Genomic DNA, 12,309 nt, shown 5'->3' with positions numbered 1-12,309 from the left:
GTGGACGTGCTCGGGTCGCTGCCGGCGTTCGTGCTGGCCGTCCTGCTCATCTCGGCCTCACCCGGGCCGGCGATGGCGCTGATCTTCCGCCGGGCCGCGCTGCGCGGGCTGTCCGGCGCCGTCCCCACCGTGCTGGGCCTGGAGCTCGGCCTCTACGCGTGGGCGCTGTTCGCCGGCGCCGGGTTCGCCGCCCTCGTCGCCACCTCCGAGGTCGGCTACGTGGTCCTGCGCGTCGTCGGGGCGGCGGTGCTCCTGGTGCTCGGCGTCCGCGCCTGGCGGGCGGCGTGGCGGGACCGCGGGCAGGTCGACGTCCCCGCCCCGCCGGCCACGCCGCTGGGACGGCGCCGCTGGTGGACGGCGTTCGGCGAGGGCCTGCTGGTGCAGCTGGCCAACCCGAAGGCCGCCGTCTTCATGATCGCCTTCTATCCGCAGTTCGTGCCGGCCGACGGCCCCGTGTTCGCCACCACCGCGGTGCTCGGGCTGCTGCAGATCACCCTCGAGACGGGGCTGTACCTCGCGCTGGCTGCGGGGGTGGCCCGCGCCGGGGACTGGTTCCGCCGGCCGCGGATCCGGCGCCGGCTGGAGGCGGTCAGCGGAACGGTCCTGGTGGGCCTCGGCGTCCGGGTGGCCGCCTCGTCCCGCTGAGGGGCCACAGTGGCCACGATGGCCCTGTCAGGGGTGCCAGTGCGGGTCGCGGCCGGACAGCCGCAGCGCCCGCTCGAAGGTGGGCGTCCGGTCGTCGACCGGCAGCTCCTCGGCGAAGCCGCCGTACTCGCGGAACAGCGCGCCGTGCTCGACGACGAGGTCCAGGACGAGGTGGGCGGTCTCCTCGCCGACGCGCACCTCCTGGCCGGTCGCCCGGGCGACGTCCCACCCGTGCACGGTGAGCTCCTTGACGATCATCCCGGCGACCGTCGTGGCCGGGACGGACATGCCGTCGAGGTCGATCTCGCCCGTCCAGGCGGCGGGGTCGCGCCAGGCGGCCAGCGCGCGGTCCAGCTGGGCGGCGTACTGCTCGGGCCAGTCGGGGTCGGCGGCGAAGTCGCGGGCGCCGAGCTCGTCGGGGATCGGCTCGCGGCGGGCGCGGCGCTCGAGGCCGTGCGCGCTGTAGAGCACCCAGTGGTCGACCAGCGTGCGCAGGTCCCACTCGGTGTCCGGGGTGGGGGAGTCCAGCGGCGCGCCGGCGGCACCCCGGGCGATGCGGGCGGCCTCCGCAGCCGCCTCGGCCAGCCGGTCGTAGAGCGCGGGCAGGGTCGTCGTGGTCATGCCCACGACGTTAGGGAGCGCCCGCCGGGCCCGTCTTGGAGGAACGCGACACCGTCTCGCGGGCGTACCGGGCCGGGGGAGTGCCGACCGCGGCGGTGAAGTCGCGCACCAGGTGGGCCTGGTCGCTGTAGCCGAGCTCGGTGGCGACCGCGGCCCAGTCGACGTCCCCGCCCAGTGCCCGCTCGGCGACCTCGCGCAACCGCGCCGCGCGGATGACCTGCTTCACCGGCAGGCCGACGGCGTCGGCGAAGGCCCGCTGCAGGGCGCGGACGCTGCGGCCGGTGCACTCGGCGAGGTGGTCGACGCGGGTGATCGACCGGTCGGCCTCGATGAGCGCGACGGCGGCGTCGAGCTCCTCGTGCAGCGGGCCGGGGGAGCGGGGCAGGGCGAGCAGCCAGCCCTCCATCAGGTCCCGGGCCGCGCCGAGGTCGGCGGTGCCGCTCAGCTCGCCGGGCAGGGTGTCCGGCACCGGCAGCAGCTCGGCGGCGGGCAGCACGCGGTCGCGCAGCTCGCTGACCGGCCGGTCGACCAGCGAGCGGAAGGCCGCCGGCCGGAACCGCACCGCCGACACCGTGGCCGCGCCGTGGAGCGGGCGGCGGTAGGTGCCCGCCACCGGGCCGGTCAGCCAGACGCCATCGGGCTCGAAGGACACGTTGACCGCGGGGTAGGAGAGGATCAGCGAGTCGTGGACGGTCCCCGGCGGCAGCTCCCACGACACCCGCCAGAAGACGGCGACCAGGTCGGCCAGCCGCCCGGTCGGGGGCAGCCGGTCCAGCCGGTAGACGTCGGGGATCGCCGCGGGCCGGACGATGCCCCGCGTGCCGCGACCGGGCGTCACTCGCCGGACGAGCGGATGGCCCATCGTCGGCGGCCGCCGTCGATCAGCCGGCGAGTGCCGACCTGCACCATCCGCGTGGCCATGGCCAGGTATGGCCTGACGTCGTCGCGGGCGAACCAGGCCAGTTCCGTGCGGGTGCTCCGCGCGGGCAGCGGTGGCGGGGTGCGCGTCTCCCGCCGGTAGCCCAGGCGGGCCGGGAGGTCGAAGTTCTCGACCACGAACCGCCGGCCCTCGACCTGCCTCCCGGCGGGGACCGGCTGGCCGGTCTGGTCCAGGTACTGGGCGCGGACGACGTCGATGCCGTCAGCGGTCTCGAACAGGCGGAACTGCGCACCGGCCCGCGGGTTGAAGTCCAGCAGCTTGTACCGCCCGTCGCGCCGGTCCAGGCGCCAGTCGAGGTCGAAGATCCCCGAGTAGTCGAGCTGGGCGCAGAAGTCGGACGCGAGCGCGGCCAGCTCGGGGTTGTCGACGACGACCGCGCACGTCGTGATCCCGGCGTGCGGCGGCCAGGAGCGCAGCTTCACGCCGGTGAACAGGACCTGCGGGGTCCCGCCGCTGCCGAGGTAGCCGTGCACGATCCAGTCCTCGGAGTGCTCGCGGGGGAGGTACTCCTGGAGGAGGACGCCGGGGTCCTCGGGCCAGTGACGGGCCAGGGCGAGCAGTTCGTCCGGGTCGCGCAGCAGCGTCGTGGAGCGGACCGCCGGCGCCCGCAGGCGGCCGAACGGCTCGCGGTTCTTGGCCACGACCGGGAAGCGTGCGCTGCGCGCGAACTCCTCGACCTCGGCCGGCGTCCTCGGGGCGGTGGAGTCGGCCTGCGGCACGCCGTGCTTCTGGCACAGCTCGTGCAGCCCGTTCTTGTCGGCCAGCCGGCGCGGCAGGCCGGGGTCGGCGGACCGCGGGTACAGGAAGGCGCCGGCCAGGTCGTCGCCCCGCTCGGCCAGGAGCACCGCGGCCTCGTCGTCGGTCGGGATGAGGACGGCGGGCCGGCCGATCGAACGCCCGATCCGCAGCAGCCCGTCGACCAGCGCGTCGGGGTCCTCGAGGCCCGTGGTGGGCCAGGTGTGGTGGGCACGGAGGTAGCGCGACACCGCGGCCGGCGTGAACCGGCTCTCGGTGATCGCGTGCACCGGCACGCCGAGGCGTCCGAGCGACCGGATGGCACCGACCCCGCCGTGGTGCAGCGGGTACTCGCCGAGCTTGACCATCAGCGCCGGGGTGGATGGGTCGGCAATGATCGGATCGCTCCCGCGGCTACCGTCTGTCACGTTGCCTCACTTGCTCCGCACGGGCCCCCTTATGACCCGGCGGAGTGCCGTAAATCACGAGGGCACCGAAGCGTGGAGCACTCGTGGGGGTGCGTCAAGTTGTTGGACCCAACTAGCCGCGATCCGGGGAGGACGTCCCACGGTGTGATGACGACCGACGTCCATCGGTGACGCCACGCGGTCGCCCGAGGGCCGGACGGCGGGGAGTTCAGGACGTGGAGGTCAGGTTGACCGCGTTGCCGTCGGGGTCCCTGACGTGCGCGACCCGCTGGCCCCACGGCATGTCGTTGGCCGGCCCGGAGGCCGTGCCGCCCAGCTCGGGGACCCGCGCGGAGGCACGCGTCGACGTCGTCCACCTCGAGGCTGAGCAGCACACGGCCGGGTGGGCCGGCCTCGACGGACGCGTCGGCGACGATGCCGAGCTCGGACCCGCCGATCCGCAACCCGAGGTAGAACGTCGGACCCTCCTCGGGGATCCGGCTCGACTCCTGGGCCCCGGTCAGCTCCCGGTAGAAGCGGGCGAGCCGGTCCAGGTCATGGGTGACGACCATCGGGACGACGGACGGGGGCACGGGAGTCTCCTCGGGTCAGGGGGTGCCGGGCCGCCTCGGGGAGGGGCGGACGACCGACGGCACCGGGGGAGTGTGCCGGACCCCGCCGCCGAGTCGGCCTGCGCGGCGTGCAGGCGCCCCGCGGGCCCGGACGAACGTCAGGGTTGACTTAGTCCGACTTAGTCATACGCTGGGTGGCATGGTGCAGACCGTCAACGTCCACGAGGCGAAGACACACCTGTCCCGCCTGCTGGAGGCGGTCGAGCAGGGGGAGGACGTCGTCATCGCGCGGGCGGGCCGGCCGGTCGCCCGGCTCGTTCCCGTCGGAGCTCCCACGCACTCGCGGGTGCCCGGTGCGTGGCGGGGGCGGGTCGTCATCTCCGACGACTTCGACGAGACGCCGGACGACCTGGTGGCCGCGTTCCACGGCGACGCCGAGTCGTGACGCTGCTGCTGGACACGCACGTCCTGCTGTGGTGGCTGGCCGGCGACGCCCGGCTCACTCCGGCCATGGCCGAAGCGATCCGGGACCCGCGGATGTCCGTCGCGGTGTCGGCAGCCTCGGCGTGGGAGATGGCGATCAAGGCGGCCCGCGGCAAGCTGACCATCCCGGACGGCCTGCCCGAGGAACTCGAGCGGCAGGGGTTCGACACCCTGCCGATCACCGTCGAGGACGGACTCGTGGCGGGCGCACTGCCACGCCTGCACGACGATCCGTTCGACCGGATGCTCATCGCCCAGGCCGTGCGCCACCGGCTGGTCCTCGTGACGGCCGACCGCCGGTTCGCCGACTACGACGTCCGGGTGCTCGCGTAGCCGGGGAGGGGCCGCCCCGCCCGGCGCTCGCCGTGCAAGTTGACATAATGTGCATTATCGGCGCTACAGATCGAGGCGCCGGAAGGGGCCGGCGGCCTGCGGGACCCCGTCGACCCGGCGGTCGTCGTCCCGGCCGCCAGTCGGTGCGCACACGCGCGTCGTCGTGCAGCCGACCCGTCCACGAGCCTCTGCCCGGTCCGTTCACCGTGACCACGCCCGGCCGGCGGGTCGGGTCGAGCGGCCGCGCCGTCGGGCCCGGAGGCGGTTCTGGTGCACTGCTCCCCCGAGCCGGCCATCTCTTTGATGATCTTGAAGCCGCTGCGCCGGGATCGGCCGACCGGCCGGCTCTCGTCGGCACCGACCCTCCTCCCAACCGCTGACCCACCCCTCATTACGTCACAGTGACGTAAAGAGGGGTGGGTCAGCGATTCGACGGGCGGCCCGACGGCGTGCTGCCTAGGGTCGGAGACATGCAACTCCGACGCCCCATCGCCGCACTCATGACCGCTCTCGCGCTGTTCGGCGGCGGCGCGACGATGACCGCTTGCGGATCCCCGACGACGCCCAGCGAGGGAACGACCGACGACAGCGGGACCGACGAGGAGTTGGACGAGGAGGAGTCCGACCGGGAGAACCTGCCCGACACCAGCGACCAGGGCGGCGGTGCCGACGAGGACCAGAACGACGACCAGCAGGACCCGGAGTGAGGCGGTGATCGATCAGCCGGCGCGCTCGGACACCCACAGCCGGTCGAGGCGGCCGGTCGAGCGCACCAGGTCGGCCAGTGAGCGTTCCAGCTCGGCCTTGGTCGGGCGCTCGGTCAGCAGGGTCGCGACGTCCTCCAGCGCACACCGCAGCTGGTACAGCCGGTCCTGCAGGCCGTCGAGCTCGGCGCGGGTGACGAGCACGACGTCGCCGGACAGGCCCGCCTTGGCCGTCGCGGAGCGCTGCTCGTAGGCCCGCTGGCGGCAGGCCTGCCCGCAGTACTGGCGGGGACGGCCGACCGACCCCTGGTTCGGGAGCACGCGGCGGCACCAGCCGCAGCGGCGCTCGGCGTCACTCCCCCGGCGGGGGCCGGGCACGCCGGTGTCGGTCGCCTCCTCGTTGGTCACGGGGGTGGTGAGTTGCTTGGCCACGCAGGGCACGGTAGACGGCCCCACCGACAGACCCGAGGGACACGCCCGACACGGCGGAGCCGGCCGCCGGGCAGGGAGGAGCGCCCGTGCCCGGCGAGCGGACGGCGGCGTTCGACGCGCTGACCGAGGAGGTGCTGCGCGCCTCGGGCGGCCTCAAGTGGACGCGGTACGGGAGCGCGATCGGCGCGTTCGTCGCCGAGATGGACTTCGGCACCGCGCCGGAGGTCAGCCGGGCGCTGCACGAGGCGGTCGACCGGGGCGCGCTGGGCTACCTGACCCCGGAGGCCGCGACGGCGATGGCCCGGGCGTGTGCCGGCTGGTACGCCGAGCGCCACGGCTGGACCGTGCCGCCGGAGTGGATCACCCCGCTGTCCGACGTCCTCGCCGGGCTGCAGGCGGCCATCGAGCACTTCACCCCGCCGGGCACCCCCGTGGTGCTGCCGACGCCGGCCTACATGCCGTTCCTGTCGGTGCCCGGGCTGCTGGGCCGGGAGCTGGTCGAGGTGCCGATGGTCGAGCGGGACGGCCGGGCCGGCCACGACCTCGACGGCCTCGCCCGTGCGCTGGCCGGCGGCGGGCTGCTGGTGCACACCAACCCGCACAACCCGCTGGGCCGGGTGTTCACCGAGGCGGAGCAGCTCGCGCTGGCCGACGTCGTCGAGCGGGCCGGTGCGCGGGTTTTCGCCGACGAGATCCACGCGCCGCTGGTGTACCCGGGCGCGGTGCACCGTCCCTACGCCGCCCTGTCCCCCGTCACCGCGCGGCACACCGTGACGGCGACGTCGGCGTCCAAGGCGTGGAACCTGCCCGGTCTCAAGGCCGCCCAGCTGATCCTGTCGAACGAGGCCGACGTCGAGCACTGGGCCCGGGTGGGCTTCTTCGGCGTGCACGGCGCCTCGACCCTCGGCGTCCTCGCGGCCACCGCCGCCTACACCGGGGGCGGGCCGTGGCTGGCCGACGTCCTGGCCTACCTCGACGGCAACCGGCGCCGGCTCGGCGAGCTGCTCGCCGAGCACCTGCCGCGGGTGCGGTGGACCCCGCCGGAGGGCACCTACCTGGCCTGGCTGGACTGCCGCGGGCTCGGGCTGCCGGGCTCGGCCGGCGCCTTCTTCCTCGACCGGGCGGGCGTCGCGCTGGTCGACGGCCCCGAGTGCGGCGCGCCGGGAGCCGGGCACGTGCGGCTCAACCTGGCCACCCCGCGGCCGGTCCTGGAGCGGATCGTCGCGCGCATGGCGGCCGCGGTCGACGGCCGGACGGGCGGGGTCCAGGAGGTGCGTGGGGCGGGTGGCGCGAGGCCCTGACCGGCGCGGCCGCGCCCGGCGTTAGCGTGTCGACGTGGTTCCGGTCCGGTACGCCTTCCTCGACGGGCCGACACCCATCGCGATGGCGCACCGCGGCGGCGCCATCGAGCACCTCGAGAACTCCCTGCCGGCGTTCGAGGCGTGCGTCGCGCTGGGGTACCGGTACCTGGAGACCGACGTCCGGGTGACCGCCGACGGCGTGCCGATCGTCTTCCACGACGCCGTCCTCGACCGGGTCACCGACCGCACCGGGCGGGTCGACCAGCTGCCGTGGCGGGAGGTCGCCACCGCGCGCATCGGCGGGCGGGAGCCGATCCTCCGGCTGGAGGAGCTGCTCGGCGCGTGGCCGGACATCCGGTTCAACCTCGACATCAAGGCCGCCGGCGTGCTGGCCCCGCTGGTCCGCACCGTCCGGCGGGTGCACGTCGAGGACCGCATCTGCCTGGGCTCGTTCTCCGACGCCCGCGTCGCCGCGGCCCGCCGGCTGTTCGGCCCGTCGGTCTGCACCTCGCTGGGGCCCCGGGGCGTGGCGGCGCTGCGGCTGTCGTCCTACTCCCCCCGCGCGGCCGGGCTGGTGCGCATCCAGGCCGGCTGCGCGCAGGTGCCGCTGCAGCTCGGCGGCCGGGCGCTGGTCGACGAGCGGTTCGTGGCCGCCGCGCACGCCCGGGGCCTGCAGGTGCACGTGTGGACCGTGGACACCCCCGAGGAGGCGACGACGATGCTCGACCTCGGGGTCGACGGCGTGATGACCGACCGGCCGGCGATGCTGCGCGAGCTGCTGGAGAAGCGCGGGGAGTGGGTGTCCCGGTGAGCGGCCTCGGCGCGCGGATCCGGGCCTGGCGGCCCACACCGCCGCCCCTGCCCGCGGACGTCGCGCACCTGGTGGGCCCGGACGACCCCGAGTGGTTCGCCCGCGAGCTCGCCATCGCGGCCTCCCCGCCGTGGTGGTTCTGGCGGTTCCTGCTGCGCTGGTTCTCCTGGCTGCCCAGCATCTTCGGGCGGCTGCAGGTCACCGGCTCGATCCCGCCGGAGTGGCTCAAGGGCCCGCTGCTGCTCGCGGCCAACCACATCGGCGACTTCGACACGTTCGTGGTGGCGGTCGCGATGCACAAGGCCGGGGTGACGCCGCGGTTCATGGCGACCGGCGGGATCATGCGCTCGCCGATCGCCGGGCCCCTGCTGGAACGCGCCGGGGGCATCCGGGTCGAGCGCGGCACGGACGTCGCCAAGCACGCGCTGCGGGTGACCCAGGTGGCGCTGGCGCACGGCGGCCACGTCGTCGCCTATCCCGAGGGCCGGGTGGGCCTGGCGCCCGACGGGTGGCCCGAGCGCGGCCGCTCGGGGCTGGCCCGCATGGCGCTGGCCGCCGACGTCCCGGTGATCCCGGTCAGCCAGTGGGGCGCGCACGAGGTGCTCCAGTACGTGAACGACTGGGGCAAGCTGCGCACCCTGCTGCGCGCCTTCTGGCGGCAGCCGGCGCTCAAGGTGCACATCGGGCCGCCGGTGTTCTTCGAGGACCTGCAGCCGGATCGGGTCGGGGACGCCAACCGCGCCCGCACCCGCATCGCCGCCGCGATCACCCGGGGTCTCGTGCCGCTGCGTGCCGGGGAGCCGGCCGACCGGATGGCCTACGTCGATCCCACCCGCCCGACGCACGCCACCGCGGCGTTCCCGGGCGGCGTGGTCCCGGACGACATCCCGTGACCTGCGAGAGCGACGCTCGAGTGAGCATCGCAGGGAGCGCCAGCGACCGAGGAGCGGAGCGAGTGCGGAGCCGAGCCATTGACACCGCCCCGTGCTGGACCGTCACCGTCCCGGCTGACACCCTGCGCCCGTGACGACGGCCGCCGACCCGACCGCCCCCTCCGCCGACCGGGCGCTGCGCCGCGAGCGCTTCGGCTGGTACTCCTACGACTGGGCGATGTCGGTGTTCAACACCAGCGTCACCACGGTCTTCCTCGGGCCCTACCTGACGTCGGTCGCCGAGGACGCCGCCGGGCCCGACGGCCGGCTGTCGGTGCTCGGCCTGTCGATCCCGCCCGGCAGCTGGTTCTCCTACGTGCTGTCCCTGTCGGTGGTCCTGCAGGTGCTGGTGCTGCCGCTCACCGGCGCGATCGCCGACCGGACCGGCCGCAAGCGGCAGCTGCTCGGCTGCTTCGCCGCGCTGGGCGCCCTGGCGACCACCGGCCTGTTCTTCGTCGCCGACGGGCGCTACCTGCTCGGCGCGCTGCTGTTCGTCGTCGCCAACATCAGCTTCGGCGCGGCGACCGTCGTCTACTACTCCTGGCTGCCCGACCTCGCCGGACCCGACGAGCGGGACGCCGTCTCCAGCCGCGGCTGGGCCTTCGGCTACGTCGGCGGCGCCCTGCTGCTGGCGGTGCACCTGGGCCTGGTGCTCGGCGCGGAGTCCCTGGGGCTGAGCACCGGCGAGGCGGTGCGCATCTGCCTGGCCAGCGCCGGCCTGTGGTGGGGCGCCTTCACCCTGTTCTCGCTGTCCCGCCTGCGTGACCGCCCGGTCCGCGCCGTCGAGGGCCGGCCGCGCAGCGGCTTCCGCCAGCTGGCCACGACGCTGCGGGAGATGCGCGCCTTCCCCCTGACCCTGTGGTTCCTCGGCGCCTACCTGCTGTACAACGACGGCGTCCAGACGGTGATCTCGCTGTCGGCCACCTACGCCACCGAGGAGCTGGGGCTGGACCAGTCGGTGCTCACCGGCGCCATCCTCATGGTCCAGGTGGTGGCCATCGCCGGCGCGCTGGGCCTGGGCCGGCTGGCCGCCCGCTACGGCGCCAAGCGGGTCGTGCTGGGCAGCCTGGTCGCCTGGATCGGCGTCCTGATCGCCGCCTTCTTCCTGCAGGCCGGCGCGGCCGGGCAGTTCTACGCCCTGGCCGCGGTCATCGGCCTGGTGCAGGGCGGCACCCAGGCGCTGTCCCGGTCGCTGTTCAGCCAGCTCATCCCGGCCGGCAAGGAGGCCGAGTACTACGGCTTCTACGAGATCAGCGACCGCGGCACCAGCTGGCTCGGTCCGCTGGCCTTCGGGCTGACCTACCAGCTCACCGGCTCCTACCGGTTGGCGATCGTCAGCCTCGTGGTCTTCTTCGTGGCCGGCTTCCTCGCCCTGGCCGCGCTGCCGATCCGCCGCGCCGTCGTCGCGGCGGGCAACACCCCACCGGAGCGGCTGTGAGCTCACCCCTGGACGTCGACGCCCGCAGCGGCCGGGCGCTGTCCTCGGTGCCCGTGGCCGGCGACCGGCGCCGCCACCCCGCGCCCGCGCACCTGCGCTTCTTCCACGGCCCCATGGACTGCGGCAAGTCGACGCTGGCCCTGCAGGTCGACCACAACCACAGCCGGGCGGGCCGCCGCGGGCTGCTGCTCACCCAGGGCGACCGGTCCGGCGCGCCGCGGATCAGCTCCCGGGTCGGGCTCCGCCGCGACGCGATCGAGGTGGACGCCGGTGCCGACCTGCGGCTGCTGGTCCGCGACCGCTGGGCCGGCGGCACACGGGTCGACTACCTGATCGTCGACGAGGCGCAGTTCCTCACCGCCGCGCAGGTCGACCAGCTCGCCGAGCTGGTCGACGAGTCGCACGTCGACGTCTACGCCTTCGGGCTGACCACGGACTTCCGCACCCGGCTCTTCCCCGGCACCCAGCGGCTGCTGGAGGTGGCCGACGACGTCCAGCGGGTGCAGGTGGAGGTGCTCTGCTGGTGCGGCCTGCCGGGGCTGCTCAACGCCCGGGTGGTGGACGGCGCGATGGTGCGCGAGGGCGAGACGGTCGTCGTCGCCGACACCGCGCCGACCCCGGCGCCCGACGAGCGGGACGCCGAGATCCACTACCAGGTGCTCTGCCGGCGGCACCACGTGCTGGGCCAGCTGGGCCCGACGGCGGCCGGTCCGGGGCAGCTCGCGCTGCCCTGATCTCCCCCGGGAGGGGTGGGTGCGGGGCGGTATACCACCCCATGAGATGATCTGGAACCGACTCCGCGGAATCTCTTCGCGAAATCCGTCGTTGGTTCTTTCGACCGCGCCGTCCGGTGGGTACTCCTGCCTGCGACGTCGAGTTCTGACCGACACCACCAGCACGAGAGGACGGTGTGCCATGGGCGAGCGTTCCCTGCGGGGTAGCCGACTGGGCAGCGTGAGCTACGAGACCGAGCGGAACACCGCGCCGATCGAGCGGCAGTACGCGGAGTACCGGTGCCCTTCGGGTCACCTGTTCACGGTGCCCTTCGCTGACGACGCCGAGCTCCCCGACACGTGGGAGTGCAAGTTCGACGGTTCCGCGGCCAAGCTGGTCGGCGGCGCCGAGCCGACCCCCAAGAAGGTCAAGCCGCCGCGGACGCACTGGGACATGCTCCTGGAGCGTCGGTCGGTGGAGGACCTCGAGGAGGTCCTCGCCGAGCGCCTCGAGGTGCTGCGCGGCCGGCGGACCCGCGCCAGCTGAGCACCCGCGCACGATCGCGAACGGCCCCGGTGGGAGTTCCCACCGGGGCCGTTCCGCGTCCGTCCGCGTGGAGGGGATCGGCGTGGAGGGGATCGGCGTGGAGGAGGCCGGGGCCCCGGACCGGCCGGGCCTCCGCGTGCGGAGGTGGCCGCCCTCAGGCCGACGGGCGCCCGTCGGCGTCGCGCACGACCTCGCCCTCGTCGCGCACGACCTCGCCCTCGATGACCAGCGGCCGCCCGGGCTCCGGCGCGGCGTACGGGACACCGGGGGCGCGGCGGCTGCGGACGCGCACCGGCCCGCGCAGCTCGACCGGCAGCCGGTCGGCGAGCACCCGGGCGAGCAGCCCGCGCACCAGGAACCGGGTCGGCGGCAGCAGGCACAGCAGGCCCACCACGTCGGTCAGGAAGCCGGGCAGCACCATGAGCAGCCCGCCGACGGCGATCAGGCCGGCGTCACCGACGGCCCGGACCGACGGCCGGCGCTCCCGGGCCCGCTCCCGCAGCTCGGTCAGCGCGCGGGTGCCCTGCCGCGCGAGCAGCGCCCAACCCAGGGCGCTGGTGGCCAGGGCGGCCAGCAGCGTCCAGCCGACCCCGATCCACTGCGCGACCAGCACGAAGACGACGACCTCGGCCAGGGCCAGCAGCCCGGCCAGCAAGCGCACGCGGCGACCCACGGCTCTCCTCGGCCCACCCGGA

Annotated in this window: 16 protein-coding genes and 1 pseudogene; 10 read left to right on the top strand and 7 right to left on the bottom strand. The window is 74.8% G+C overall.

Annotated elements, in window-relative coordinates:
* Positions 1–645 (top strand): LysE family translocator, encoded by a 645-nt coding sequence (locus tag MY520_RS15080; protein ID WP_436693078.1) that lies wholly within the window; start codon positions 1–3, stop codon positions 643–645.
* A 27-nt stretch (positions 646–672) separates the two neighbouring features.
* On the opposite strand, the gene MY520_RS15075 is transcribed toward MY520_RS15080, so the two are convergent.
* The 5 genes and pseudogenes from MY520_RS15075 to MY520_RS15055 form a co-directional block, all read right to left on the bottom strand.
* Positions 673–1,266, bottom strand: a complete 594-nt coding sequence (locus MY520_RS15075; protein WP_436693076.1) for a TIGR03086 family metal-binding protein — start codon at positions 1,264–1,266, stop codon at positions 673–675.
* Between the two features lie 10 nt (positions 1,267–1,276).
* Positions 1,277–2,104: a helix-turn-helix domain-containing protein gene (locus MY520_RS15070; RefSeq protein ID WP_436693074.1), complete on the bottom strand. Its 828-nt coding sequence runs from the start codon at positions 2,102–2,104 to the stop codon at positions 1,277–1,279.
* On the bottom strand, positions 2,101–3,309 hold the full coding sequence (locus tag MY520_RS15065) for a hypothetical protein (protein ID WP_436693073.1): 1,209 nt from the start codon (positions 3,307–3,309) through the stop codon (positions 2,101–2,103). The genes MY520_RS15070 and MY520_RS15065 overlap by 4 nt, the downstream gene beginning before the upstream one ends.
* 268 nt (positions 3,310–3,577) lie before the next feature.
* Positions 3,578–3,745, bottom strand: a complete 168-nt coding sequence (locus MY520_RS15060) for a VOC family protein (RefSeq protein ID WP_436693071.1) — start codon at positions 3,743–3,745, stop codon at positions 3,578–3,580.
* 118 nt (positions 3,746–3,863) lie between these two features.
* A pseudogene (locus MY520_RS15055) lies at positions 3,864–3,920 on the bottom strand (hypothetical protein); the annotation flags it as partial.
* Positions 3,921–4,119: 199 nt separating this feature from the next.
* Here MY520_RS15055 and MY520_RS15050 point away from each other — a divergent pair.
* The 3 genes from MY520_RS15050 (at position 4,120) to MY520_RS15040 (ending at position 5,443) form a co-directional block, all read left to right on the top strand.
* Positions 4,120–4,365, top strand: a complete 246-nt coding sequence (locus MY520_RS15050) for a type II toxin-antitoxin system Phd/YefM family antitoxin (protein WP_436693069.1) — start codon at positions 4,120–4,122, stop codon at positions 4,363–4,365.
* Complete coding sequence (locus MY520_RS15045) at positions 4,362–4,736, top strand: type II toxin-antitoxin system VapC family toxin (RefSeq protein ID WP_436693067.1); 375 nt, start codon at positions 4,362–4,364, stop codon at positions 4,734–4,736. Before MY520_RS15050 ends, MY520_RS15045 begins: the two co-directional genes overlap by 4 nt.
* Before the next feature lie 470 nt (positions 4,737–5,206).
* Entirely contained in the window at positions 5,207–5,443 is a 237-nt protein-coding gene (locus MY520_RS15040) for a hypothetical protein (protein ID WP_436693065.1), read from the top strand.
* A 12-nt stretch (positions 5,444–5,455) separates the two neighbouring features.
* Here MY520_RS15040 and MY520_RS15035 read toward each other — a convergent pair whose 3' ends face one another.
* Positions 5,456–5,872 carry a hypothetical protein gene (locus tag MY520_RS15035; protein ID WP_436693063.1) on the bottom strand — a complete coding sequence of 139 codons (417 nt, stop codon included), beginning with the start codon at positions 5,870–5,872 and terminating at the stop codon, positions 5,456–5,458.
* 86 nt (positions 5,873–5,958) lie between these two features.
* On the opposite strand from MY520_RS15035, the gene MY520_RS15030 reads away from it, so the two are divergent.
* The 6 genes from MY520_RS15030 (at position 5,959) to MY520_RS15005 (ending at position 11,614) form a co-directional block, all read left to right on the top strand.
* Positions 5,959–7,173 carry a MalY/PatB family protein gene (locus MY520_RS15030; protein WP_436693061.1) on the top strand — a complete coding sequence of 405 codons (1,215 nt, stop codon included), beginning with the start codon at positions 5,959–5,961 and terminating at the stop codon, positions 7,171–7,173.
* A gap of 34 nt (positions 7,174–7,207) precedes the next feature.
* The gene (locus tag MY520_RS15025; protein ID WP_436693059.1) at positions 7,208–7,984 is read left to right on the top strand and encodes a glycerophosphodiester phosphodiesterase; all 777 of its coding nucleotides are present in this window, start codon (positions 7,208–7,210) and stop codon (positions 7,982–7,984) included.
* Entirely contained in the window at positions 7,981–8,877 is an 897-nt protein-coding gene (locus MY520_RS15020) for a lysophospholipid acyltransferase family protein (RefSeq protein WP_436693057.1), read from the top strand. Before MY520_RS15025 ends, MY520_RS15020 begins: the two co-directional genes overlap by 4 nt.
* 130 nt (positions 8,878–9,007) lie before the next feature.
* The gene (locus tag MY520_RS15015) at positions 9,008–10,354 is read left to right on the top strand and encodes an MFS transporter (protein ID WP_436693055.1); all 1,347 of its coding nucleotides are present in this window, start codon (positions 9,008–9,010) and stop codon (positions 10,352–10,354) included.
* Positions 10,351–11,088 (top strand): thymidine kinase, encoded by a 738-nt coding sequence (locus MY520_RS15010; RefSeq protein WP_436693053.1) that lies wholly within the window; start codon positions 10,351–10,353, stop codon positions 11,086–11,088. Before MY520_RS15015 ends, MY520_RS15010 begins: the two co-directional genes overlap by 4 nt.
* A 181-nt stretch (positions 11,089–11,269) precedes the next feature.
* Positions 11,270–11,614 carry an RNA polymerase-binding protein RbpA gene (locus MY520_RS15005; RefSeq protein WP_436693051.1) on the top strand — a complete coding sequence of 115 codons (345 nt, stop codon included), beginning with the start codon at positions 11,270–11,272 and terminating at the stop codon, positions 11,612–11,614.
* Between the two features lie 154 nt (positions 11,615–11,768).
* On the opposite strand, the gene MY520_RS15000 is transcribed toward MY520_RS15005, so the two are convergent.
* Positions 11,769–12,287, bottom strand: coding sequence for an FxsA family protein (locus MY520_RS15000; RefSeq protein WP_436693050.1), 519 nt, complete (start codon positions 12,285–12,287; stop codon positions 11,769–11,771).
* Positions 12,288–12,309 lie beyond the last annotated feature (22 nt).

It is taken from the genome of Geodermatophilus sp. CPCC 205506 (genome assembly GCF_051383635.1).
Taxonomy (GTDB): Bacteria; Actinomycetota; Actinomycetes; order Mycobacteriales; family Geodermatophilaceae; genus Geodermatophilus.
Note: the sequence above shows the minus strand (reverse complement) of the source record. Positions and strands in the feature narration are given on the sequence as shown.